The sequence below is a fragment of the Streptomyces sp. AC558_RSS880 genome (genome assembly GCF_019049255.1).
In the GTDB taxonomy this organism is placed as follows: Bacteria; Actinomycetota; Actinomycetes; order Streptomycetales; family Streptomycetaceae; genus Streptomyces.
In genome coordinates this window covers 292,133-316,551 of sequence record NZ_JAGMUJ010000040.1, presented here as the reverse complement: position 1 = coordinate 316,551, position 24,419 = coordinate 292,133, and the positions used below count along the sequence as shown (strand labels likewise).

Sequence of the window (24,419 nt, the reverse complement as noted above, 5' to 3'; positions counted from 1 at the left end):
TGGGTTGATAGGCCGGATATGGAAGCACGGTAACGTGTGGAGTTGACCGGTACTAATAGGCCGAGGGCTTGTCCTCAGTTGCTCGCGTCCACTGTGTTAGTTCTGAGACAACGACCGTTGTCGGCTTTGAGCAGAACAGACAATAGAAGAGTGTGCTTGTTCGCTCGAAACCATTAGGGTTTCGGTGGTCATAGCGTAGGGGAAACGCCCGGTTACATTCCGAACCCGGAAGCTAAGCCTTACAGCGCCGATGGTACTGCAGGGGGGACCCTGTGGGAGAGTAGGACGCCGCCGAACAATCTTTGGAAGGACCCCTGGTCACCAGCGTTCAGCTGGGGCCGGGGGTCCTTTTTTATTTATGCTTGCAGTACCGAAGACAGGAGTCACCGATGTCCACCAACTCTTCCGACGACCGTCCGGAACGCGACCAGCGGCGACGGGACAGTGGTGACCGTCCTGAGCGCTCCGACCGTGGTGGCCAGCGCGGCGGCGGCCCTGGTCGAGGCAATGACCGCGACCGTGGCTTCCGGCGGGACGACCGTTCCGGTGGCCGGCCGGAGCGTGGCGGTTTCCGCGGACGGGACGACAACCGCGGTGGCGAGCGCGGTGGTTACCGCGGACGGGACGACCGTCGTGACGACAACCGCGGTGGCGAGCGCGGTGGTTACCGCGGACGGGACGACCGTCGTGACGACAGCCGCGGTGGTGAGCGTGGTGGTTTCCGTCGGGATGACGACCGGGGTTACGGCCGCCGCGACGACCGCCGCGACGACCGGCGAGACGACCGACGAGACGACCGACGAGACGGCGAGCGTGGTGGCTTCCGTCGCGAGGACAGCCGTGGCGGTGAGCGCGGTGGTTTCCGTGGCCGCGACGATCGTCGTGACGACAGCCGTGGCGGGGGCCGGGGCGACTTCCGCCGCGATGACAACCGCGGTGGTGAGCGCGGTGGTTTCCACCGTGACGACACTCGCGGTGGCGAGCGTGGTGGCTTCCGTCGTGACGACAGCCGTGGCGGTGAGCGCGGTGGTTTCCGTCGCGACGACCGCGGCGGTGAGCGTGGTGGCTTCCGTCGGGATGACGACCGGGGTTACGGCCGCCGCGACGACCGGCGAGACGACCGACGAGACGGCGAGCGTGGTGGTTTCCGTCGCGAGGACAGCCGTGGCGGCGAGCGTGGTGGCTTCCGTGGCCGCGACGACCGCGGGCGTGGGCCTCGGCGTGACGACCGTGGTGGGCGGCCCGGTGGGTTCCGGGGGCGGGACGACCGGCACGGTGGCGGGCGGTTCCGTGAGGACCGGGACCGCGACCGGGACCGGGAGCCGATCAAGCGGCTGCCGATCCCCGAGGACGTCACGGGCGAGGAGATCGACAAGGACGTACGGCAGGAGCTGCAGAGCCTGCCCAAGACGCTCGCGGAGGACGTCGCCAAGAACCTGGTGATGGTGGCCCGGCTGATCGACGAGGACCCCGAGGGCGCGTACGGCTACTCCAGGGTGGCCCTGCGGCTGGCGTCGCGTGTCGCCGCCGTACGGGAGGCCGCCGGGTTCGCCGCGTACGCGAACCAGAAGTACGCCGAGGCGCTCGCCGAGTTCCGGGCCGCGCGGCGGATGACCGGGACCGTGGAGCTGTGGCCCCTCATGGCCGACTGCGAGCGTGGACTCGGCCGGCCGGAGAAGGCGCTGGACATGGCCGGGGCCCCCGAGGTGCAGAAGCTGGACAAGGCAGGGCAGGTCGAGATGCGGCTCGTCGCGGCCGGCGCCCGGCGTGACATGGGCCAGCTGGACGCGGCGATCGTGACGCTGCAGAGCTCCGAGCTCGCGTCCAACTCGGTCCAGCCGTGGACCGCGCGGCTGCGCTACGCCTACGCCGACGCGCTGCACGCCGCCGGCCGGAGCGGCGAGGCACGGGAGTGGTTCGCCAAGGCCGTGGAGGCCGACCGGGACGGCAGCACGGACGCCTCCGACCGGCTGGCCGAGCTGGACGGCGTGGAATTCGTGGACGCCCTCGGCGAGGACGAGGCCGACGACACCGCGCACGAGGACGACAAGGACTGACGTCCGAGGCGCAGGGCAGGCATGAAGGGGCGGGTCTCCACGGAGGCCCGCCCCTTCGTCACAGGTCGAGCGCGCGCAGGACCAGGCCCGACGCGGGCTTCGGGCCGAACGACGTCGACTTGCGCGGCATCGTGACGCCCTGGCGGGCGAGGTCGCGGACGACGTCCTCGTGCACCGGGTGCATCAGGACGGCCGTTCCGCCGTCGCGTTCCGCCTTCTCGACCGTGGCCGCCGTGTCGTGGATGTAGGCGATGTGGGCGGGGGAGTCGGGGACACGCCAGACGTGGTCCAGGAGCGTGGCGTGCAAAATCGTCGCGTCGAGGGTGCGCCAGGCCGCCGGGCGGTCCATCGGGATCGTGCGGGCCAGCAGGTCCGGGTCCGGGCGGTCCACGAGATGGAAGGCGCCGTCCCCGGCGAGGAGGAAGGCGTTGCCCGCCGAGGCGGCCTCGGCGAGGACGTTCACGGCCTCGGCGAGCGGTGCGTCGAGGCGGCGGACGCGGAACAGGCCGTCGAGTGCGGTCACGGCGTCCGCGACCGGCAGGTCGTGCAGCAGGCGGTGGATGGCGCGGACGCGCAGGGGGTAGCGGGCCGTGTCGACGAGGAGGACCAGCCCGTGGTCCCAGGGGCCGGGGGAGGAGCGCTCCGCGCGCAGGCGCCGGTAGGTCGCCCAGCGGTGGTGGCCGTCGGCGATGAGGGCCTGGTGACCGGCGAGTTCGCGCTGAATGGCGGTCAGGTCGGCGGGGTCGGTGACGGACCACAGGCGGTGGTGGAAACCGTCCTCCGTGGTGGTCGCCAGGAGGGGCGGCCGTTCCGCCGTGCGCTCGATCACGTCGGCCGTGGCACCGGCAGAGCCGTCGCCCCGGTAGGTGAGCAGCAGCGGTTCGAGGTTGGCGGAGGTGGCCCGCATCAGGTCCGCACGGTCGGCGACGATGTGCGGCATGACGTCCTCGTGCGGCAGGACGAGCCGCTCCTCGGGGTCGGAGACGCGCAGCGCGCCGATGATGCCGCGCTGCACCATGCCGTCGCCGTCGCGCTGCTCGTAGACGTACAGGCCCGGTTCCGGGTCGGCGGTCAGGATCCCCTCAGCGCGCCAGCGGCGCAGCGTGTCGGCGGCCTGGGCGTTGCGTGCCTCGGGCGTGCCGGCCTCGGGCAGGATCAGCCGGACGATGTTGTGCGGGTCGGCGGACTGGAGGTGGTGCAGGCCGTCGGGGCGGACGACGACGTCGTACGGCGGGGATGTCACGGCGGCCAGGCTGCCGACCCGGTCCGGGTCGTAACGAAGGCCTCGGAACGGGGTGAGTTCCAGGCCCCGGGGCGCCTTTGCCGTCGAGTGACCTGCAGTGTTCATCCCGGCATCGTACGGGTGTCGGTGGCATGGGGGATGATGCGGGGGAAAGCCGTCGAACGAGGAGCGATGCGAATGAGCCGGAGCGTCAGGACGAGGCCCGAGGGCAGTGGGCAGGCCCTGAGCGAGGCGTACGACACGGCGCTGCTCGACCTCGACGGTGTGGTGTACGCGGGCGGGAGCGCGATCGTCCACGCGGTCGAGTCGCTGGCCACGGCCCGCGAGGGCGGTATGCGTCTCGCGTACGTGACCAACAACGCCCTGCGCACCCCGGACGTGGTGGCCGCTCATCTGACCGAGCTCGGGATACCGGCGGAGGCCGGCGACGTCATCACCTCCGCGCAGGCGGTCGCGCGGCTGGTCGGTGAGCAGGTGCCGCAGGGCGCCCGGGTGCTGGTGATCGGCGGCGAGGGGCTGCGGGTGGCGCTGCGGGAGCGGGGGCTCGTGCCGGTGGAGTCGGCGGACGACGACCCGGTGGCGGTCGTCCAGGGGTACGGCGGGCCCGAGCTGCCGTGGGGGAGGTTCGCCGAGGCGTCGTACGCCGTGGCGCGCGGGCTGCCGTGGTTCGCGTCCAACACCGACCTGACGATTCCCAGCGGCCGGGGCATCGCCCCGGGCAACGGCGCGGCGGTGGAGGTCGTACGGATCGCCACGGGCGCCGAGCCGCAGGTCGCGGGCAAGCCGCTGCCGCCGATGCACCGGGAGACGATCCTGCGGACGGGCGCCGAGCGGCCGTTGGTGGTGGGGGACCGGCTGGACACGGACATCGAGGGCGCGTTCAATGGCGAGGTCGACTCGCTGCTGGTGCTGACCGGTGTGACGGACGGCGCGCGGCTGCTCGCCGCGCCGCCGCAGCACCGGCCGACGTATGTCGACGCCGATCTGCGCGGGATGCTCACCGGACAGCCGGAGGTCGTCGGGACGGGCGAGGGGTTCCGGTGCGGTGGCTGGACGGCGACGGCCGGGGCCGGGGCGCTGGAGCTGGAGGGCGACGGCGGCGCGCTGGACGGGTTGCGTGCGCTGTGCGCGGCGGCGTGGACGGCGGCCGGGGACGGCGTGTGCGAGCTGGACGGCGGGAAGGCGCTGGCACGGCTGGGACTGTGAGGCCTCCCGTCTCCCGTGCCTCCCGTCACCCGGGAATCGTGATCGGCGGGGAGGGTAGGCTAACCTAACCGCGTGTTGGTCGAGAGTCCCCCCGAACAGCGCGCGGAGACCGCCCCCGCGCCCCCGAACCGCCGGGCGATACGCGTCCTCGGGCTGCTCGTCTCCGTCGTGATCCTGGTGCTCGTCGCGCTGGTGAGCATCGCGGTCGGGGCGAAGGAGCTGTCCCTGGAGCAGGTCTGGCACGGCCTGTTCGAGGACTCGGGCACCTACGGCGACGTCGTCGTGGCCGACAGGCTGTCACGAACCGTCCTCGGAGTGCTCGCGGGAGCCGCGCTCGGCCTGGCGGGATCGGTCCTGCAGGCGCTCACCCGCAACCCGCTGGCCGATCCCGGACTGCTCGGCCTCAACGCGGGCGCGTCCGCCGCCGTCGTCACCGCCATCACCTTCTTCGGCGTCACCTCGCTGTCCGGATACGTGTGGTTCGCCTTCTTCGGCGCGGCCGCCGTCGGCGCGCTGGTGTGGTTCCTCGGCGGCAGCCGGGGCGCGACGCCGGTGCGGCTGGTGCTCGCCGGTACCGCCATCAGCGCGGCGCTGTACGGCTATCTCCAGGCCGTCATGATCCTCGACGACGCGGCGCTCGGCAGGATGCGTTTCTGGACGGTGGGTTCGCTGGCCTCGGGGACCGACTCGACCGTCACCCAGGTGCTGCCGTTCCTGCTCGCCGGCTCCCTCCTGGCGCTGGCGCTCGCCCGGCCGCTCAACGCGATGGCCATGGGCGACGACACCGCCAAGGCGCTCGGCGCCAACCTCAACCGCACCCGCGCGCTGTCCATGCTCGCCGCGACCGTGCTGTGCGGGGCCGCGACCGCCGCCTGCGGGCCGATCGTCTTCGTCGGTCTGATGGTGCCGCACATCGTGCGCTCCTTCACCGGACCCGACCTGCGCTGGATCCTGCCGTACGCCGCGATCCTGTCGCCCGTGCTGCTGCTCGGCGCCGATGTGCTCGGCCGGATCGTGGCCCGGCCCGCCGAACTCCAGGTCGGCATCGTCACCGCGATCCTCGGCGGCCCGGTCTTCATCTTTCTCGTACGACGGCGGAGGACGGCCCAGCTGTGAAGACCAACCGCGCGGTGCGGACTCCCGGCGGCCTCTCGGTCCGGCTGGACGTGCGCGCCCTCACCGTCGTCGTCCTGCTGCTGCTCGCGGCGCTCGCCGCGAGTGTCGTGCTGATCGGCACCGGCGACTTCCCGATCCCCGCCGCCGATGTGCTCAGGACACTCGTCGGCGAGGGGAACGCCGGCCAGGAGTTCATCGTCAACGAACTGCGACTGCCCCGGGTCCTGGTCGGGCTGCTCGTCGGCGCCTCCCTCGGGCTCGGCGGCGCGCTGTTCCAGTCCGTCTCCCGCAACCCGCTGGGCAGCCCGGACGTGCTCGGCCTCGGCCAGGGGGCGACGGCCGGCGCCCTCACGGTGATCGTGCTGTTCTCCGGGACCGCCAACCAGGTCGCCCTCGGCGCGCTCGCCGGCGGACTGGTGACCGGTTTCGCCATCTACGTGCTCGCCTGGAAGCGGGGCGTGCACGGATACCGTCTGGTCCTGGTCGGCATCGGCGTCTCGGCGATCGTCACGGCGGTCAACGGCTATCTGCTCACCAAGTCCGACATCGTCGACGCGGCCCGCGCGGTCGTGTGGATGACCGGATCCCTCGACGGCCGGGACTGGGACCAGGTCTGGCCGCTGCTCGCCCTGTGCGCCGTCCTCGTACCGCTGGTTCTGGCCAACTCGCGCGGCCTGCGGATGATGGAGATGGGCGACGACGTGTCGTACGCCCTCGGCGTGCGCGTGGAGCGCGTACGGCTGCTGCTGATGCTGTCGGCCGTGCTGCTCACCGCGTCCGCGACCGCCGCCGCCGGACCGGTCAGCTTCGTCGCGCTCACCGCGCCCCAGCTGGCCCGGCGGCTGACCCGTTCGCCCGGCCCCAACCTGGCCGCGTCGCTGTGCATGGGCGCCGCCCTCCTGGTCACCGCCGACTGGGTGTCGCAGCGGGCGTTCGGCGCCGAGCAGCTGCCCGTGGGCGTGGTCACCGGTGTGCTCGGCGGTGTCTATCTGCTGTGGCTGCTGGTCACCGAGCGCAAGGCGGGCCGGATATGAGCGTCGGCGGCACCGCCGGCAGCGGGACGAACCACCGAAGGAGCACCGTGAACCGACTGTCCGCCGAGAACGTCACCCTGGCCTACGACCAGCGGGTCATCGCCGAACAGCTGTCGGTGGAGATACCGGACAACTCCTTCACCGTGATCGTCGGCCCCAACGCGTGCGGCAAGTCGACGCTGCTGCGGGCGCTGTCGCGGATGCTCAAGCCGAGCGAGGGGCGCGTCCTGCTCGACGGGCAGGTCATCCAGTCGATGCCGGCCAAGAAGGTGGCCCGCACCCTCGGCCTGCTGCCCCAGTCGTCCATCGCGCCCGACGGCATCACCGTCGGCGACCTGGTGGGCCGCGGCCGGTACCCGCACCAGGGCCTGCTGCGCCAGTGGTCCGCCGAGGACGAGCGCGTCGTCCAGGAGTCGATGGCCCGCACCGGCGTCGCCGAGCTGGCGGAACGCTACGTCGACGAGCTCTCCGGCGGTCAGCGGCAGCGTGTGTGGATCGCCATGGCGCTGGCCCAGCAGACCCCGCTGCTGCTCCTCGACGAACCGACCACGTTCCTCGACATCCAGCACCAGATCGACGTACTCGACCTCTGCGCGGACCTGCACGAGGAGCAGGGGCGCACCCTCGTCGCCGTGCTGCACGACCTCAACCACGCGGCCCGGTACGCCACCCACCTCATCGCCCTGCGCGGGGGGAAGGTCATCGCCCAGGGCGCCCCGAAGGACATCGTCACCGCCGGGCTGGTCGAGGAGGTCTTCGGGCTGCGCTGCCAGGTCATCGACGATCCCGAGACGGGTACCCCGCTGGTGGTGCCGGCGGCCCGCACGGCACGGGCGAAGGGGACGGCCGAGAAGGTGGGCGCTACAGAAGCCTCCTGAGGCGGAACAGGTCGCGCAGCCCCGCCTCAAGGCGTACCCGGCCCGAACCCCAGGCTCTGGCGAAGTGCAGTTCGCCGTCGACCAGGGCCAGCAGGTCGTCGCCCGTCATCGCGAGCCGTATCTGCGCCCTCTCGCGCGGCGGGCCGGGAAACGTGTCGCGCACCTCGATCCGGCCGCCGGTGAGCCGGCCGGCGAAGGTCACGTCCAGGTCGGTGATGTGGCAGCTGACCGAGCGGTCCATCGCCGCGGCCGCGCGGACGTCCCCCTCGGCGCCCCGCATGTTGTCCGAAAGCTTGTCGAGTGCGGCGCGGCACTCCTCGATCGTGGCCATCGCGGACGACGGTACCGCAGCCGTTCGCGGTAGCGTCGGGGCATGAACGACGCAGTGCCGGAGGCGGAGGGCACGGACCCGGGCATCGTGCAGCCGCCGCCCGAGGACGGGCCCGCCGCCCCCGCGCCCCTGAACGTGCCGCGCACCCCCACCGGCCACCCCGAGGTGGACGCCCATGTGGAGCGGCTGGCCGACGCCGACCACCTCACCACGGACGGCCATGTCGAGGTGTACGAGGATGTACACCGGGGGCTGCGCGACGCGCTCACCGCGCTCGACGCCCGCCCGGGACCTCCGGGGCCCCCACGGCCTCACGAACACAGGAGCTGAACCGAACGTGGCAGGAGTCGCACGCCGCCGTCTCGACGCGGAGCTGGTCCGCCGTAAGCTCGCGCGCTCGCGTGAGCACGCCAGCCAGCTGATCGCCGCCGGGCGGGTCAGCGTCGGCAGGACGGTCGCCACCAAGCCCGCCACGCAGGTGGAGACCGCCGCCGCGATCGTCGTCGTCGAGGACGCGGGCGACCCGGACTACGTCTCGCGCGGCGGCCACAAGCTGGCCGGCGCCCTGGACGCCTTCGTGCCGCGGGGGCTGGTCGTCGAGGGGCGGCGGGCGCTCGACGCCGGCGCCTCCACCGGTGGCTTCACCGACGTCCTGCTGCGGGCCGGGGCCGCGCACGTGGTCGCCGTGGACGTCGGATACGGACAACTCGCCTGGACTCTGCGCAACGATGAACGCGTCACCGTCAAGGACCGTACGAACGTACGGGAGTTGACGCTCGAGGTCATCGATGGGGAGCCTGTGGATCTTGTCGTGGGGGATCTGTCCTTCATCCCGCTCGGACTGGTGCTGCCCGCCCTGAAGCGGTGCGTGAAGCCGGACGCCGACCTGGTGATGATGGTGAAGCCGCAGTTCGAGGTGGGCAAGGAGCGGCTGGGCAGCGGCGGGGTCGTCCGCAGCCCGCAGCTGCGCGCCGAGGCCGTGCGCGGGGTGGCCGCCAGGGCCTGGGAGCTGGGGCTCGGAGCGAAGGGCGTGACGGCGAGTCCGCTGCCCGGACCCTCCGGGAATGTCGAATACTTCCTGTGGCTGCGGGCCGGGGCTCCGGAACTGGACCCGGCCGACGTTGACCGTGCTGTGGCGGAGGGGCCGCGTTGACACAGAACCGAGCTCGTACTGTTTTCCTGCTGGCCCACACCGGGCGGCCCGCGGCCATCCGCAGCGCCGAGCTCGTGGTCAAGGGCCTGCTGCGCTCCGGCCTCGGGGTGCGGGTCCTGGAGGACGAGGCCCGCGACCTGCCGCTGCCGGACGACGTGGAGACCGTCAAGGAGGCCACCCCGCAGTGCCTGGACGACTGCGAGCTGCTGATCGTGCTGGGCGGTGACGGCACGCTGCTGCGCGGCGCCGAGTTCGCCCGCGCCTCCGGGGTGCCCATGCTGGGCGTCAACCTCGGACGGGTCGGCTTCCTCGCCGAGGCCGAGCGGGACGACCTGGACAAAGTGGTCGACCGGGTGGTGAGCAGGGCGTACGAGGTCGAGGAGCGGATGACCGTCGACGTCGTGGTGCACCGCAACGGCGACATCGTGCACACGGACTGGGCGCTGAACGAGGCGGCCGTGCAGAAGGTGTCCGCCGAGCGGATGCTGGAGGTCGTCCTGGAGATCGACGGGCGGCCGGTCACCGGGTTCGGCTGCGACGGGATCGTGTGCGCCACGCCGACGGGTTCCACGGCGTACGCGTTCTCCGCGGGCGGGCCCGTGGTGTGGCCGGAGGTCGAGGCGCTGCTGATGGTGCCGATCTCGGCGCACGCGCTGTTCGCCAAGCCGCTGGTGACCTCGCCGGACTCGGTGCTGGCGGTGGAAATGCTGCCGCACGTCCCTCCGGGGGTGCTGTGGTGTGACGGGCGGCGGACCGTCGAGCTGCCGGTCGGGGCGCGGGTGGAGGTGCGGCGGGGGGCTGTGCCGGTGCGGTTGGCCCGGTTGCACCATGCCTCGTTCACCGACCGGTTGGTCGCGAAATTCGCTCTGCCCGTGTCGGGGTGGCGTGGGGCACCTCATTAGTGCCGTGTCGCCGTAGGGGAACGGGTGCGTCGGCGTGTGCGGGTTGTGTGTGGGTTGCTCGCGCCCACGCGGCGGAGCCGCACATCGATACAGCCCCGCGCCCCTGAGGGGGCGCTTCCACTCGCCCGGGTGACAAGGGCGGGGCGGTCGCACTCCCCGGCTCGGACCTCGTAAGGTCGTGTCGTGCTTGAGGAGATGCGGATACGGTCGCTCGGGGTCATCGACGACGCTGTTGTCGAGCTGTCGCCCGGCTTCACCGCCGTCACCGGTGAGACGGGCGCGGGCAAGACCATGGTGGTCACCAGCCTGGGCCTGCTGCTGGGTGGACGGGCGGATGCGGCCCTGGTGCGGATCGGCGCGAAGAACGCGGTCGTCGAGGGACGGATCACCGTGCCCGAGGGCGCCGCGGCCGTCGTGCGCGCCGAGGAGGCCGGGGCCGAGCTCGACGACGGGACGCTGCTGGTCAGCCGGACCGTTTCCGCCGAGGGGCGGTCACGGGCGCACCTCGGCGGGCGGAGCGTGCCCGTGGGGGTGCTGGCCGAGCTCGCCGACGAGCTGGTGGCCGTGCACGGGCAGACCGACCAGCAGGGGCTGCTGAAGCTGTCCCGGCAGCGGCAGGCGCTCGACCGGTACGCCGGGTACGCGGTCGCCGTGCCGCTCGGCAAGTACGCCGAGGCGTACAAGCGGCTGCGGGCCGTGGTCACGGAGCTGGAACAGATCACCACGCGCGCGCGTGAGCGGGCCCAGGAGGCCGACCTGCTGCGCTTCGGGCTCGAGGAGATCGCCGCCGTGGAGCCCCGTGCGGGTGAGGACGTGGAGCTGGCGGAGGAGGCCGAGCGGCTCGGGCACGCCGAGGCGCTGGCGTCCGCCGCGGCACTCGCGCACGCCGCGCTCGCGGGCAATCCGGAGGACCCCGAGGGCGTGGACGCCGGGACGCTCGTCGCGGGCGCCCAGCGGGCCCTGGAAGCCGTACGGGCGCACGATCCGGCGCTGGCCGCGCTCTGCGACCGGATCGGGGAGGTCGGGATCCTGCTGCGCGATGTGGCCGGGGAGCTGGCGGGGTACGCCGACGACCTGGACGCCGATCCGCTGCGCCTGGCGGCCGTCGAGGAGCGGCGGGCCGCGCTCACCGGGCTGACCCGGAAGTACGGCGAGGACATCGCGTCGGTGCTGGCGTGGGCCGAGCAGGGTGCCGCGCGGCTGACCGAACTGGACGGCGACGACGAGCGGATCGGGGAGCTGACCGCCGAGCGCGACGCGCTCCGCGCGGAACTGGGCGTCCTGGCGCAGGAGCTGACGGACGCGCGGACGGAGGCGGCACAGCGGTTCGCGTCGGCGGTCACCGCCGAGCTGGCCTCGCTCGCCATGCCGCACGCGCGCGTGTCGTTCGACATCCGGCAGACCGAGGACCCGGAGGGCGTCGAGGTGGGCGGGCGCACGGTGGCCTACGGGCCGTCGGGCGTGGACGAGGTGGAGCTGCTGCTCGCCCCGCACCCCGGGGCGCCGCCCCGGCCCATCGCCAAGGGCGCGTCGGGCGGTGAGCTGTCGCGCGTGATGCTGGCCGTGGAGGTGGTGTTCGCGGGCACGGACCCGGTGCCGACGTACCTCTTCGACGAGGTCGACGCCGGTGTCGGCGGCAAGGCGGCGGTCGAGATCGGCCGGCGGCTGGCGAAGCTGGCGAAGACGGCGCAGGTCGTGGTCGTCACGCACCTGCCGCAGGTGGCCGCGTTCGCCGACCGGCAGCTGCTGGTGGAGAAGACCAGCGACGGCTCGGTCACCCGGTCCGGTGTGAAGGTGCTCGAGGGCGAGGAGCGGATCCGGGAGCTCTCCCGCATGCTCGCCGGCCAGGAGGACTCGGAGACGGCCCGGGCCCACGCGGAGGAACTGCTGGCGACGGCGAGGGCGGACGGGTAGCCGCGGGGCCGCGACGAGTGAGGTTCTTTCACTCGTGTGGGTGATATGTGGTCCTGTGCGGGCCCGGGCCCGGGACGTCGGCGTCGCCGGAACGGCCGTACGGCCTGGCATCCTTGACGGAGTACGGCGAGGAACTCGCCCGATCCTCGCGTAGGTTCTTCGGGACCGCACGAACCGAACCAGGAGCCCGGCCACGTGACCCCCGCGAGCAGTCACTCACCGCTGCGCACCGTGCAGGTGCTGGGCGGTGGCAACGCCGCCAGCAGCGCCCATGTGCGCTCGCTGGCCGCGGGGCTCGTCGCGAGGGGCGTGCGGGTCACGGTGTGCGCCCCCGTCGAGGCGGATGACACCTACGACTTCACCGGCGCCGGCGCCGACCACGTGCACGTGCCGCGCAGCAGCGACCCGGGGTCGGTGGCCGCCCTCCGGGTCGCCTGCACGGGCGCCGACCTGGTCCACGCGCACGGGCTGCACGCCTCCTTCCGTACCGCGCTGGCCCTGAGCGGACGGCGTACCCCGCTCGTCGTCACCTGGCACGACCGGGCGCACGCCGACGGCCCGCGCGCCCACTTCCTGCGCGTACTGGAGCGGCGGGTCGTCAAGGCGGCCGCCGTGGTGCTCGGGACGACCTCCGCCCTCGTCGACCGGGCGCGCCGCGCGGGCGCGCGCGACGCCCGGCTGGCCGCCGTGTCCCTCCCCGGTCGCCGCACCTCCCCGGTGCCGGACGACCCCGACCGGCTGCGGTCCAAGGCCCGGGCCGAACTCGGTGCCATCGGCCGCCCGTTGTTCATCGCCGTCGGCTCCCTCGACCGGCACCGGGGCTACGACGTCCTGCTGGACGCCACGCACGCGTGGCGGCGCCTCGACCCCGTACCGCTGGTGGTGCTCGCCGGGGAGGGGCCGCTGCGCGGTGAACTCCAGCGCAGGATCGAGGACGAGGAGCTGCCGGTCCGGCTCATCGGCCGGCGCGACGACGTCACCGATCTGCTGGCCGCCGCCGACATCGCGCTGCTGCCGAGCCGGTGGGAGTCGCGCTCACCGCTCGCCCAGGAGGCCCTCCACGCGCGCGTGCCGCTCGTCGCGACCGCCGTCGGCGGCATCCCCGAACTCGTCGGCGACGCCGCCGAACTCGTCCCGTACGGCAACGCGCGGGCGCTCGCGGACGCCGTCGTACGGCTGCTGGACGATCCCGGCCGCCGGGAGCTGCTCCGGGAGCGGGGCGTGCGGCAGGCCGCCACCTGGCCGACCGAGGACGAGACGGTCGCCCAGGTGCTGAGCGTGTACGACGAGTTGACCCAGCCCCGGCCCCTGAGCTGAGGCCGGCCGGCGCGGTCAGGGCACGTGCCGCCGGGCGCGCAGGGCCAGGCCCAGCGCCAGGACCGTGTGCGGGTCGTCGAGGTCGGTGGCCAGCAACTCGCCGATGCGGGCGAGCCTGTTGTAGAGCGTCTGCCGGTTCAGGTGGAGTTCGCGGGCCGTCTCCGCCTTGCGTCCGGCGTGCGCCAGATAGCTCTCCAGGGTGGGCAGCAGGGGCGGCTTGGAACGGCGGTCGTGGTCCAGCACCGGACCGATCGCGCGGTCCACGAAGTCCGCCAGGTCCGGGTGGTCGCGCAGCCGCCACAGCAGCAGGTCGATGTCCAGCCGCCGGGCGTCGTACCAGGGGCGGTCCGGCAGTCCCTGCGCCGCCGTCGCCGTCTCCGCCGCGTGCCGCAGGCCCGTCGGGGCCGCCGCCCAGCCGCCGGCCGGCCCGACCACCACGACGGGCGGCCGGCCCCCGGGCCGCAGCATCCCCGCACGCTCCACGCCCGCCCGCAGCGCCGCCGCCACCCGGTCCGCGACCGCCGGCCGTTCGGCCTCCGCGCGCAGGCCCAGCAGCAGCGGCACCCGCCCCTCCACCGGCCGCACGCCCAGCAGGACGGGCACCCCGAGCGAGGCCAGTTCCTCGCCCACCGCGCGGGCCAGCACCGCCCAGCCGCCGCCCTGCGGGGACAGCGCGTCGCCGAGCCGCATCACCACCGGCAGCAGCGGTCCGGAGCCCGGCCTGAAGCCCAGTACGCGCGCCTGCGCGGGCGCGTCCGCCGCGTCGACGCGGCCCTCGGCGAGGTCGGTGAGGAAGTCCCCGCGCCCCCGCGCCGCCAGCTCCTCCTCCTGACGTGCCTGCATCAGCACCACGGCGAGCAGGCCGGCCGCCCGCTCGGCGGCCATCCGGTGCACCGGTTCCGGCGCGCTGCGCACCGGAAGCAGCACCAGACGCGCCCGTACGCCGCCGCTGCCGGGGCCGCCGCCGGGCACGTCCACGAGCGCCGAACCGGCCGGCGGGTCGTCCTGGTGCCGGTCGCGCAGCCCCTCCCACACCTGGAGCGGGTCCGCGCCCTCGGGTCCCTCACCGGCCGCGTACAGCAGCCGGCCGTCGGTCGTCTCCAGGAAGACCGGGTTGCCGGTGAACCCGGCGAGGATCTCCAGCACCCGGGGGACCCCGCCGCCGCCCAGCAGCGCCCCGGTGCACCGGCGGTGCACCTCCTCCGCGCGTTGCAGCAGCGCGTAGTGCCCGTTGACGATCTCGGTGTGGATCTCCTCGGTGACCGCCACGAACGGCACCTCGCGGTGCAGCTGGACCAGCGGCAGCCCCGCCGCCCGGGCCGAGTCGACGAGGGCGGCGGGCAGCCGGGAGAAGCGCGGGCCGAGCTCGACGACGAGGGCCGCGATGCCCCGGTCGGCCAGCGTGCGCACGAACGCCCGCTGGTCGGCCGGGCGGGTGCCGAACCCGTACCCGGTGGTCAGCAGCAGCTCGCCGCCCTTGAGCAGCGAGGCGATGTGGGGCACCTCACCGGCGTGCACCCAGCGCACCGTGCGCCCCAGCCGGTCGGCGCCCGCCACGACCTCCGGCAGCCCACCGCGCAGCCCGGGCAGCTCCAGCGCCCGCCGCACGGTGATCCCGGCGCCCCGGGTGTCGTATCCGCTGTCCATACCCCCGGACGCTACCCGTGCGGGCGATCCCGGGCGCACACGAACCCCGCCGGCCCGTCGGCCCCCACCGCCCGGCACGCCGCGCCGGGCGGCCGGAATGACTTGGGGCGTACGGGAGTTGGGTGTGGTGACGGGGCGGTCCAGGGGCCGCTCCGGTGCGGTCCGGCTGTCGTCGAAAGGCAAGCGCATGGCTCTGCCGCGTCTCGGGATCTCCCTTCAGCCGCGTTGGCCGCTCGACGACGGAGCAGGCGCGCTCCGCGCCGCACGGCACGCCGAGGAGCTGGGTTTTGATCATGTCGCGGTCGGCAACCGCGTCCTGGACAGCGGTTTCGGTCTCGACACCGACCCGCTGGTCCTGCTGGCGGCCGTCGCGGGGGCCACGACGCGGTTGCGGCTGGTGACGTCCGTGCTCGTCGCGCCGTACTACCCGGCGGTGGTGCTCGCCAACCAGGCGGCCACCTTGGACGTCGTGTCCGGGGGCCGTCTGGTGCTGGGGGTCGGCACCGGCTGGAACCCGGACGAGTTCGCAGCGGTGGGCGTGCCCGTCCGCGAGCGTGGCGCGCACCGACGACCACCTCGCGGCGGCCAGGGCCCTGTGGACGCGGCGGCCCGCGGACTTCGACGGGCCGTTCACCACGCTGCGCTCGGCGAACCTGGGGGTGCCCCCGGTCACCGCCGGAGGGCCGCCCGTGTGGGTCGGCGGCCACAGCGACGCCGCCCTGCGCCGGGTGCTGCGGTACGGCGACGGCTGGTACGGCACCGGCGTCGACGCCGCCGAGGTCACCGATGTCCGGCGCCGCCTGCGGGACCTCGCCGGTACGGACGACGCCGACCGGCTGACGCTCGCCTCGGTGGTGTTCCTCACCCCGCCCGGTGTTCCCGCGGTGGTCCCGCCGCCGGGACGGCCGCTCGGCGGCGAGGCGCCCACCGCGGCGGGCGTCGCCGACGACCTGGGGCGGCTCGCCGAGGCGGGGCTCACCGTGTGCACCCTGTGGCTGCCCGTCGCGGCCGGGCACCTCGAGGAGGCGATGGAGTGGGTCGCGGCCGAGGTCGTACCGCGACTCACCTGACGCCGTCGCCGGGAGGCCTCAGCCCCCGTACGCCCCCGAGGCCGTCAGCCGCAGGGCCGTGTCGATGAGCGGCACGTGGCTGAAGGCCTGCGGGAAGTTGCCGACCTGGCGCTTCAGGCGCGGGTCCCACTCCTCCGCCAGCAGGCCGAGGTCGTTGCGCAGGGCGAGCAGCTTCTCGAAGAGCTTCCGTGCCTCGTCCACCCGGCCGATCATCGCCAGGTCGTCCGCCATCCAGAACGAGCAGGCGAGGAACGCGCCCTCGTCGCCCGGCAGGCCGTCGACGCCCTCGTCCTTGCCCTCCGTCGGGTAGCGCAGGATGAACCCGTCGGACGTGGACAGCTCGCGCTGGATCGCCTCGACGGTGCCGATCACCCGCTTGTCGTCCGGCGGCAGGAAGCCCACCTGCGGGATCAGCAGCAGGGAGGCGTCCAGCTCCTTGGAGCCGTAGGACTGGGTGAAGGTGTTGCGCTCCTTGTCGTAGCCCTTCTCGCACACGTCCCGGTGGATGTCGTCGCGCAGCCGCTTCCACTGCTCCACCGGGCCGTCGGCGTCGCCGGACTCGATCAGCTTGATGGTGCGGTCGACGGCGACCCAGGCCATCACCTTGGAGTGCACGAAGTGGCGGCGCGGGCCGCGCACCTCCCAGATGCCCTCGTCCGGCTCCTGCCAGTGCTTCTCCAGGTAGCGGATCAGCTTCAGCTGGAGCAGTGAGGCGTAGTCGTTGCGGGCCAGGCCCGTCATGTGGGCGAGGTGCAGGGCCTCGGTGACCTCGCCGTACACGTCCAGCTGGAGCTGGTGCGCGGCGCCGTTGCCCACCCGGACCGGGGCGGAGTCCTCGTAGCCGGGCAGCCAGTCCAGCTCCGCCTCGCCGAGCTCGCGCTCACCGGCGATGCCGTACATGATCTGCAGGTTCTCCGGGTCGCCCGCCACCGCGCGGAGCAGCCACTCGCGCCAGGCGCGGGCCTCCTCGCGGTAGCCGGTGCGCAGCAGCGAGGACAGGGTGATCGCCGCGTCGCGCAGCCAGGTGTAGCGGTAGTCCCAGTTGCGGACGCCGCCGATGTCCTCCGGCAGGGAGGTGGTGGGCGCGGCCACGATGCCGCCGGTCGGGGCGTACGTCAGTGCCTTGAGCGTGATCAGGGAGCGGATCACGGCCTCGCGGTAGGGACCGTGGTACGTACAGTGCTCCACCCACTCGCGCCAGAACTCCTCGGTCGCCTCCAGCGACTGCTCGGGCTCCGGCAGCGGCGGCGGCTGCTTGTGCGAGGGCTCCCAGGAGACGGTGAACGCGATCCGCTCGCCCGGTGAGACGGTGAAGTCCGCGTACGTGGTCAGCGACTCGCCGTAGGTCTGCGCGGAGGTGTCGAACCACACGGAGTCCGGGCCCGCGACGGCGACCGTGCGCCCCTCGTGCCGGTGCACCCACGGGACGATCCTGCCGTAGGAGAACCGCATCCGCAGTGCCGAGCGCATGGGCACCCGGCCCGAGACGCCCTCCACGATCCGGATCAGCTGCGGTGCGCCGTCGCGCGGGGGCATGAAGTCCGTCACCCGGACCGTGCCGCGCGGGGTGTCCCACTCCGACTCCAGGATCAGCGAGTCGCCGCGGTAGCCGCGCCGGGTCGCCCTTGGTGGCTCGGCGTCGTCGGCGTGCGCGGGACCCAGCCGCCAGAAGCCGTGCTCCTCGGTGCCCAACAGGCCGGCGAAGACGGCGTGCGAGTCGAAGCGGGGCAGGCACAGCCAGTCCACCGTGCCGTCACGGCAGACCAGAGCAGCGGTCTGCATGTCTCCGATGAGTGCGTAGTCTTCGATGCGCCCGGCCACGTGCAACTCCAGTCGAACGGCCACGTCACCCCGCAAGGGGGTTGTCGCTGATGCGGTCAAGGGGTCTGGGAATACGTCGTTGAGCTGTGAAGCAAAGCAGTCGCTCGGCGGTGAACGCAAAGCGCCAATCCCTGCTCAACGAACTGACGAGCTCGCGTTGTTCCGGAGGTCACGGGCGGGGGTGGTGCCGTTCGGCCGGCCGGGCTCGGCAGCGAGTGTCCGAGCAGGATACGACGCACGTAGATGATCTGTGTGTCGCTCCGGGCAACCCGCCCCCGCCGAACGAGTGAGCAAGCGGTGAGGGCCCCGTGTGCGGTACGCGCCTGTGGCGGCGCGTGCGCGGAGCGTGGCCGGACGCCATCCCCGCGCCGCGCTGATACGCTGGTAGCCCGTGGACCAGTGGGCGAGAAAGCCCCGGAACCGCACCCACAGACCGCGACCACGGGAGCCCCCTCTTGGCCATGCCGCCCAAATCCTCGACGACCAAGCACATCTTCGTCACCGGGGGTGTCGCCTCCTCGCTCGGCAAGGGGCTCACCGCCTCCAGCCTGGGCATGCTGCTCAAGGCCCGGGGCCTGCGCGTCGTGATGCAGAAGCTGGACCCGTACCTCAACGTCGACCCGGGGACGATGAACCCCTTCCAGCACGGTGAGGTGTTCGTCACCAACGACGGCGCCGAGACCGACCTGGACATCGGCCACTACGAGCGGTTCCTCGACCGCGACCTGGACGGCTCCGCCAACGTCACCACCGGCCAGATCTACTCGACGGTGATCGCCAAGGAGCGGCGCGGCGAGTACCTGGGCGACACCGTGCAGGTCATCCCGCACATCACCAATGAGATCAAGCACCGCATCCGCCGCATGGCGACCGACGAGGTCGACGTGGTGATCACGGAGGTCGGCGGCACGGTCGGCGACATCGAGTCGCTGCCGTTCCTGGAGACCGTCCGCCAGGTCCGGCACGAGGTGGGCCGGGACAACGTCTTCGTGGTGCACATCTCGCTCCTGCCGTACATCGGTCCCTCGGGTGAGCTGAAGACGAAGCCGACCCAGCACTCGGTCGCCGCCCTGCGCAACATCGGTATCCAGCCGGACGCGATCGTGCTGCGCTGCGACCGTGAGGTGCCGACCGCGATCAAGCGGAAGATCTCGCTGATGTGCGACGTCGACGAGGCCGCCGTGGTCGCCTGCCCCGACGCCCGCTCGATCTACGACATCCCGAAGGTCGTGCACTCCGAGGGCCTGGACGCCTATGTCGTGCGCAAGCTGGACCTGCCGTTCCGGGACGTGGACTGGACGACCTGGGACGACCTGCTCGACCGCGTCCACAACCCCGACCACGAGGTCACCCTCGCCCTGGTCGGCAAGTACATCGACCTGCCCGACGCCTACCTCTCGGTCACCGAGGCGCTGCGTGCGGGCGGCTTCGCCAACAAGGCCCGCGTGAAGATCAAGTGGGTCACCTCCGACGACTGCAAGACCCCGGCCGGCGCCCAGGCGCAGCTCGGCGACGTCGACGGCATCTGCATCCCGGGCGGCTTCGGCGACCGCGGTGTGCTCGGCAAGGTCGGCGCGATCAAGTACGCCCGCGAGAACCGGATCCCGCTGCTGGGCCTGTGCCTGGGCCTGCAGTGCATCGTGATCGAGGCCGCGCGCAGCCTCGCGGACGTCTCGGACGCCAACTCCACCGAGTTCGACCCGGGCACCGCCCACCCGGTGATCTCCACCATGGCCGAGCAGCTGGACATCGTCGCCGGTGAGGGCGACATGGGCGGCACCATGCGGCTCGGCATGTACCCGGCCAAGCTGGCCGAGGGCTCGATCGTGCGCGAGGTGTACGACGGCAAGGAGTACGTGGAGGAGCGCCACCGGCACCGCTACGAGGTGAACAACGCCTACCGCGCGGAGCTGGAGAAGAAGGCGGGCATCGTCTTCTCCGGCACCTCCCCGGACGGCAAGCTCGTCGAGTACGTCGAGTACCCGCGCGAGGTCCACCCGTACCTGGTCGCGACCCAGGCGCACCCGGAGCTGCGCTCGCGTCCGACCCGTCCGCACCCGCTCTTCGCGGGCCTGGTGAAGGCCTCGGTCGAGCGGAAGATCTCGAAGTAACACACCGGTTGTACGGTTGCCGGGGTGCGGACCTCCAAAAGGTCCTCACCCCGGCTGCCTTTTTTCGCGCAGGGCACGCGCACGACCGCCGTACGTTCGGAAGGACAGGCATGACGATCAAGGACACCCCGGAAGTGTGGGAGATCCGGGCGACCGAGACCCCCTTCACGGGCAACAAGACCTCCGTCCGCACCGACGACGTGGTCATGCCCGACGGGACCGTGGTCCACCGCGACTACCAGGTCCACCCCGGGTCCGTGGCCGTCCTCGCCCTCGACGACGCCGACCGGGTGCTGGTGCTGCGCCAGTACCGCCATCCCGTGCGCCACAAGCTGTGGGAGATCCCGGCCGGTCTGCTCGACGTCCCCGGCGAGAACCCGCTGCACGCCGCCCAGCGCGAGCTGTACGAGGAGGCGCACGTCAAGGCGGAGGACTGGCGGGTGCTGACCGACGTCTACACCACACCCGGCGGTTGTGACGAGGCCGTACGGATCTTCCTGGCCCGGGGGCTGTCCGAGGCCGAGGGCGAGCGCTTCGAGGTCGAGCACGAGGAGGCCGACATGGAGCTGGCCCGGGTCCCGGCCGAGGAACTGGTGCGCGGTGTGCTGGCCGGCGAGCTGCACAACAACTGCCTGGTGGTGGGCGTCCTCTCGCTGGTCGCCGCGCGGGCCGGCGACGGCCTGGACGCGCTGCGCCCGGCTCAGGCACCGTGGCCGGCACGTCCGTTCGAGGCCTGACCCCGCCCTGCGTCCACGGTGGTATGACCATCGGCTGATCCGATTGGGGGATGTGCCCGCCGCGCTCCACCGGGAACGTCGCAGAGCGTGAACTAGGCTCTGGAAAACGCCCGGTCCGGAGTCCCGGCGGGCTTGCGCGCGCGGTGGGACGGGAGTGAGGCCCGTGACGGATCAGGCGGTGGACCCAGACGGTGTGCGGCTCCTTCGGGACGTCGCCGACGAGGGTCGATTCCTGGGCCGTACGAGGGAGCTGAAGGAGTTGCGCGCCGACATCGAGCGCGCGGGACTGGACACCCTCTCCGGCCGCAAGGCGCCCCGCGCGCGCGTGCTGCTCATCGCCGGCCGGCCCGGCTCGGGCCGGAGCGCCCTCGCCGGGGAACTCGTGCGCCAGGTCGCCGACCGCTACCCCGACGGCGTGCTGCGCGCCCGGCTGAGCGAACCCGACGGCACCCGCGTGCCCGTCGAGCGCGCCGCGCGGGAACTGCTCGACGCGCTGGAGGCGCCCGCCCCCGCCGGGGCCGACGAGGACGAACTCAGCGAGGCGCTGCGCACCGCGCTGGCCGACCGCCGGGTGCTGCTCCTGCTGGACGACGCGGCCGACGCCGAGCAGGTCGACGCCCTGCTGCCGGACAACCCGGACTGCCTGGCCGTCGCCGTCTCCTCGGGGCCGCTGACCGGCATCGCGGACGTCCGCCCCTGCACCCTCGGCGGCCTCGACACCAAGTCCGCGGTGGAGGTGCTGTCCCGGTTCACCGGATCGGTGCGCATCACGGTCGACCCCCGGGCCGCCGAGCGGCTCGCCGAGCAGTGCGAGGGCCAGCCGGCCGCCCTGGTGCTGGCCGGGGGCTGGCTCGCCGCCCGGCCCAAGGCCGCCGTCGCCGACCTGGCCAGGCAACTGCACACGGACCCCGGCCAGGACACCGTCGTCAGCCGGGTCCTGAGGCTCGTGCACGCCTCGCTGCCCGCGTCGGCCGCCCGCACCCTGCGGCTGCTCAGCCTCGCCCCGGCCGGTCTGATCGACCCGCACACCGCCGCCGCCCTCGCGGGCTGCTCGGTGGAGTCCGCCCGCACCACCCTGGACGACTTCGTCGCCCACGGGCTGCTCCACCCGGTGGGCTCGGCGCTGCCGCAGTACGAGGTGCCCTGCTGTCTGCAGCCCCTGCTGAGCGCCCTCGCCGAGGACCACGAGCGGCCCGCCGAGCTGCAACTGGCCCGGGCCCGGATGCTGGAGCGGACCGTACGGCTGCTCCAGTCGTGCCGGGCCATCACCGAGACCGACAGCCTCAAGGCGCGCGAGAAGCTCCTCGGCATGCCGCGCGCCCTGCGCTTCCCCGGCCCGCGGGCCGCCGCCGACTGGCTGCGCGTGCGCCGTCCCGCCCTGCTGGCCGCCGCGCGGCTCGCGGTCGCCGACGGGGAGCTGGACACCCTCGCCCGGCGCCTGATGTCCCAGCTGGCGCGGGCCATGGTGGCCCACTTCGGCACCCAGGCCGCCGCGAGCGACCTGTACGACATCCACGGCCTGGTCCTCGACGTCGCCGAGCGCCGGAACCTGCCCCGCGAGCGGGCGGCGGCCCTGCTGAACCTCGGCGACCTCGACGCCCGCACCGGCCGCACCGCCGACGCCCTGGGGCGCTACCGGGCCGCGCTGGACGCCGGACGCGAGGCGAACGACCCGTACGCGACCGGCCGCGCGATGGAATCCGTGGGCGGCGCCCATCTGGAACTCGGGGACTACGACCGGGCCGCCGACTGGTTCGGCCGCGCCCTGGCCGAGCGGCTGGCCCGCGGCGAGCACGAGGACGCCGCCCGGCTCTACGGCCGTATCGGCGCCGCCCACACCTACGCCGGCCGCTACGGCGAGGCGCTGCGCGACTGGCGCGCGGCCGTCGCCGGACACCGCAGGCACGGGGACGTGGCCGCGCAGGCGCGGGCGCTGAGCGAACTGGCCCGGGTGCAGGAGTACGCGGGGCGGCTCGACGAGTCCCTGCGCACCTGCCAGGAGGCCGTGGACTGGGCGTGCCGGGCCGAGGACACCCGCCTGCAGGCCGCGCTGCACCTGCGGATCGCCGATTCTTTCGAGCACCTCGGCGACCCCGCGTCGGCCGCGCTGCACCGGGGTACGGCCGAGCGCATGCTGGCAGAAGAGGCCCTGGAGGACGACTTCGAGCCGGAACATGGAGCTAACGCCTGCGAAATCCGTAGCTCATCCGTCGAAGATTGATGCAATGAAAGGCTAGACAGCGGGAACACCTTCATTAAACTGGCTCTGCCGCACCATCTCCTGCGGTCTCTCCCGGTGTGCCCGTGTGTGCCCGGGTATGTGCAGTGATACCCCCATACCCTCTGAGCCAAGGACCGTGATCGACGTGAAGGTCGGCATCCCCCGCGAGGTCAAGAACAACGAGTTCCGGGTGGCCATCACCCCCGCCGGCGTGCACGAGCTGGTGCGCCACGGCCACCAGGTCGTCATCGAGCGCGGCGCCGGTGTCGGCTCCTCGATCCCGGACGGCGAGTACATCGCCGCCGGCGGGCAGATCCTGGACACCGCCGACGAGGTCTGGGCCGCCGCCGACCTGCTGCTGAAGGTCAAGGAGCCCGTCGCGGAGGAGTACCACCGCCTGCGCAAGGACCAGACCCTCTTCACCTATCTGCACCTGGCCGCGTCCAAGGAGTGCACGGACGCCCTCCTGGAGTCCGGCACCACCGCGATCGCCTACGAGACCGTCGAGCTGCCCAGCCGCGCCCTGCCGCTGCTCGCCCCGATGTCCGAGGTCGCGGGCCGGCTGGCCCCGCAGGTCGGCGCCTACCACCTGATGCGCGCCAACGGCGGCCGCGGCGTGCTGCCCGGCGGTGTCCCCGGCGTGCTGGCCGGCAAGGCCGTCGTCATCGGCGGCGGCGTCTCCGGCTGGAACGCCGCGCAGATCGCCATCGGCATGGGCTTCCACGTGACCCTGCTCGACAAGGACATCAACAAGCTCCGCGAGGCGGACAAGATCTTCGGCACGAAGATCCAGACCGTCGTCTCCAACGCCTTCGAACTGGAGAAGGCCTGCCTGGAGGCCGACCTCGTGATCGGCGCGGTCCTCATCCCCGGCGCCAAGGCCCCGAAGCTGGTCACCAACGAGCTGGTCTCGCGGATGAAGGCCGGAAGTGTCCTTGTCGACATCGCGATCGACCAGGGCGGCTGCTTCGAGGACTCCCACCCGACCACGCACGCCGAGCCGGCCTTCAAGGTCCACGAGTCGGTGTTCTACTGCGTCGCCAACATGCCCGGCGCGGTGCCCAACACCTCCACCTACGCGCTCACCAACGCCACGCTGCCGTACATCGTCGAACTTGCCGACCGCGGCTGGGTGGAGGCGCTGCGCCGCGACCCCGCGCTCGCCAAGGGCCTCAACACGCATGACGGCAAGGTGGTTTACAAGGAGGTCGCCGAGGCGCACGGCCTGGAGCACGTGGAGCTCGCCTCGCTGCTCGGCTGAGCCGCCGGGGCGGTAAGTCGACCAAGTCGCCGACCGCCGAAGGCGATACGTCAACATATGTCGTCAACGTCACGTGTCAGGCCGGACCTTGCCCATAAGGTCCGGCCTGATGTGTGTATGGTCACTTCCTGATTCCGGGGCAACTCGCCTCGAACGTAACCCTTCTACCGATTCGCACACCCGTGAAACCTGCCGTGCGACGGCCGTACGCCCTTGACAGAGGGATGTTTCATTGCCGACACATCGGGCCGGGTCCGGCGGATTGTGTTGCTGCGAACGGTCGACACGCCATAGAGTCGCCAATCGTCGGCATGGTGCCACGCTGACCTGTCTAGAAGTTTCCTGGTCACCAAGGAGGTAAGACGACTTGTGAATGAGTCGACATTTACTCCCGGGGGTG

Annotated in this window: 19 protein-coding genes, 2 rRNA genes and 1 pseudogene; 17 read left to right on the top strand and 5 right to left on the bottom strand. The window is 72.7% G+C overall.

Features of this window, described 5'->3' with window-relative positions:
* Positions 1-76, top strand: a 23S ribosomal RNA gene (locus KUM38_RS18285); the annotation flags it as partial.
* A 104-nt stretch (positions 77-180) separates the two neighbouring features.
* Positions 181-297, top strand: a 5S ribosomal RNA gene (gene rrf / locus KUM38_RS18280).
* 86 nt (positions 298-383) lie between these two features.
* Here rrf and KUM38_RS43605 read toward each other — a convergent pair.
* A complete protein-coding gene (locus KUM38_RS43605) occupies positions 384-1,274 on the bottom strand; it encodes a hypothetical protein (RefSeq protein ID WP_217130465.1) in 891 nt (296 codons plus the stop codon).
* Positions 1,275-1,334: 60 nt separating this feature from the next.
* On the opposite strand from KUM38_RS43605, the gene KUM38_RS18270 reads away from it, so the two are divergent.
* Positions 1,335-2,057, top strand: coding sequence for a tetratricopeptide repeat protein (locus KUM38_RS18270; RefSeq protein ID WP_217130464.1), 723 nt, complete (start codon positions 1,335-1,337; stop codon positions 2,055-2,057).
* Between the two features lie 58 nt (positions 2,058-2,115).
* Here the strand turns inward: KUM38_RS18270 and KUM38_RS18265 are convergent, their stop codons facing one another.
* The gene (locus tag KUM38_RS18265; RefSeq protein ID WP_217130441.1) at positions 2,116-3,405 is read right to left on the bottom strand and encodes a DUF1015 domain-containing protein; all 1,290 of its coding nucleotides are present in this window, start codon (positions 3,403-3,405) and stop codon (positions 2,116-2,118) included.
* Positions 3,406-3,477: 72 nt separating this feature from the next.
* On the opposite strand from KUM38_RS18265, the gene KUM38_RS18260 reads away from it, so the two are divergent.
* The 4 genes from KUM38_RS18260 (at position 3,478) to KUM38_RS18245 (ending at position 7,534) form a co-directional block, all read left to right on the top strand.
* The gene (locus KUM38_RS18260; protein WP_217130440.1) at positions 3,478-4,506 is read left to right on the top strand and encodes an HAD hydrolase-like protein; all 1,029 of its coding nucleotides are present in this window, start codon (positions 3,478-3,480) and stop codon (positions 4,504-4,506) included.
* Between the two features lie 72 nt (positions 4,507-4,578).
* Positions 4,579-5,622 carry an iron ABC transporter permease gene (locus KUM38_RS18255; protein ID WP_217130439.1) on the top strand — a complete coding sequence of 348 codons (1,044 nt, stop codon included), beginning with the start codon at positions 4,579-4,581 and terminating at the stop codon, positions 5,620-5,622.
* Positions 5,619-6,656 (top strand): iron chelate uptake ABC transporter family permease subunit, encoded by a 1,038-nt coding sequence (locus KUM38_RS18250; protein ID WP_217130438.1) that lies wholly within the window; start codon positions 5,619-5,621, stop codon positions 6,654-6,656. The genes KUM38_RS18255 and KUM38_RS18250 overlap by 4 nt, the downstream gene beginning before the upstream one ends.
* Positions 6,653-7,534 (top strand): ABC transporter ATP-binding protein, encoded by an 882-nt coding sequence (locus tag KUM38_RS18245; RefSeq protein WP_217130437.1) that lies wholly within the window; start codon positions 6,653-6,655, stop codon positions 7,532-7,534. The genes KUM38_RS18250 and KUM38_RS18245 overlap by 4 nt, the downstream gene beginning before the upstream one ends.
* Here the strand turns inward: KUM38_RS18245 and KUM38_RS18240 are convergent.
* Positions 7,518-7,865: a sterol-binding protein gene (locus KUM38_RS18240; protein ID WP_217130436.1), complete on the bottom strand. Its 348-nt coding sequence runs from the start codon at positions 7,863-7,865 to the stop codon at positions 7,518-7,520. The two genes, KUM38_RS18245 and KUM38_RS18240, sit on opposite strands and share 17 nt — an antisense overlap.
* Positions 7,866-7,907: 42 nt before the next feature.
* Between KUM38_RS18240 and KUM38_RS18235 the strand changes: the two genes are divergently transcribed.
* The 5 genes from KUM38_RS18235 to KUM38_RS18215 all read left to right on the top strand — a co-directional run bounded on the left by KUM38_RS18235 (position 7,908) and on the right by KUM38_RS18215 (position 13,151).
* Entirely contained in the window at positions 7,908-8,195 is a 288-nt protein-coding gene (locus tag KUM38_RS18235; RefSeq protein WP_217130435.1) for a hypothetical protein, read from the top strand.
* Between the two features lie 7 nt (positions 8,196-8,202).
* Positions 8,203-9,018: a TlyA family RNA methyltransferase gene (locus tag KUM38_RS18230; protein WP_217130434.1), complete on the top strand. Its 816-nt coding sequence runs from the start codon at positions 8,203-8,205 to the stop codon at positions 9,016-9,018.
* Positions 9,015-9,920: an NAD kinase gene (locus KUM38_RS18225; RefSeq protein ID WP_073933519.1), complete on the top strand. Its 906-nt coding sequence runs from the start codon at positions 9,015-9,017 to the stop codon at positions 9,918-9,920. The genes KUM38_RS18230 and KUM38_RS18225 overlap by 4 nt, the downstream gene beginning before the upstream one ends.
* A 195-nt stretch (positions 9,921-10,115) precedes the next feature.
* Complete coding sequence (recN, locus tag KUM38_RS18220) at positions 10,116-11,834, top strand: DNA repair protein RecN (protein ID WP_217130463.1); 1,719 nt, start codon at positions 10,116-10,118, stop codon at positions 11,832-11,834.
* 195 nt (positions 11,835-12,029) lie between these two features.
* Complete coding sequence (locus KUM38_RS18215) at positions 12,030-13,151, top strand: glycosyltransferase family 4 protein (RefSeq protein ID WP_217130433.1); 1,122 nt, start codon at positions 12,030-12,032, stop codon at positions 13,149-13,151.
* Positions 13,152-13,166: 15 nt separating this feature from the next.
* Here the strand turns inward: KUM38_RS18215 and KUM38_RS18210 are convergent, their stop codons facing one another.
* Positions 13,167-14,798: a PucR family transcriptional regulator gene (locus KUM38_RS18210; RefSeq protein ID WP_217130432.1), complete on the bottom strand. Its 1,632-nt coding sequence runs from the start codon at positions 14,796-14,798 to the stop codon at positions 13,167-13,169.
* A gap of 97 nt (positions 14,799-14,895) precedes the next feature.
* Between KUM38_RS18210 and KUM38_RS43600 the strand changes: the two are divergent.
* Positions 14,896-15,868: pseudogene (locus KUM38_RS43600) on the top strand (TIGR03619 family F420-dependent LLM class oxidoreductase).
* Positions 15,869-15,886: 18 nt separating this feature from the next.
* Here KUM38_RS43600 and KUM38_RS18195 read toward each other — a convergent pair.
* The gene (locus KUM38_RS18195; protein ID WP_217130430.1) at positions 15,887-17,689 is read right to left on the bottom strand and encodes a glycoside hydrolase family 15 protein; all 1,803 of its coding nucleotides are present in this window, start codon (positions 17,687-17,689) and stop codon (positions 15,887-15,889) included.
* A 461-nt stretch (positions 17,690-18,150) separates the two neighbouring features.
* Here KUM38_RS18195 and KUM38_RS18190 point away from each other — a divergent pair, with 461 nt between their 5' ends.
* From KUM38_RS18190 to ald, 4 genes are all read left to right on the top strand, one after another.
* Positions 18,151-19,800: a CTP synthase gene (locus tag KUM38_RS18190; RefSeq protein WP_217130429.1), complete on the top strand. Its 1,650-nt coding sequence runs from the start codon at positions 18,151-18,153 to the stop codon at positions 19,798-19,800.
* A gap of 110 nt (positions 19,801-19,910) precedes the next feature.
* Positions 19,911-20,537, top strand: coding sequence for an NUDIX hydrolase (locus KUM38_RS18185; protein ID WP_217130428.1), 627 nt, complete (start codon positions 19,911-19,913; stop codon positions 20,535-20,537).
* A gap of 163 nt (positions 20,538-20,700) precedes the next feature.
* Positions 20,701-22,758 carry a tetratricopeptide repeat protein gene (locus KUM38_RS18180; protein WP_217130427.1) on the top strand — a complete coding sequence of 686 codons (2,058 nt, stop codon included), beginning with the start codon at positions 20,701-20,703 and terminating at the stop codon, positions 22,756-22,758.
* Positions 22,759-22,894: 136 nt separating this feature from the next.
* Positions 22,895-24,019, top strand: a complete 1,125-nt coding sequence (gene ald, locus KUM38_RS18175; RefSeq protein ID WP_308408989.1) for an alanine dehydrogenase — start codon at positions 22,895-22,897, stop codon at positions 24,017-24,019.
* Positions 24,020-24,419 lie beyond the last annotated feature (400 nt).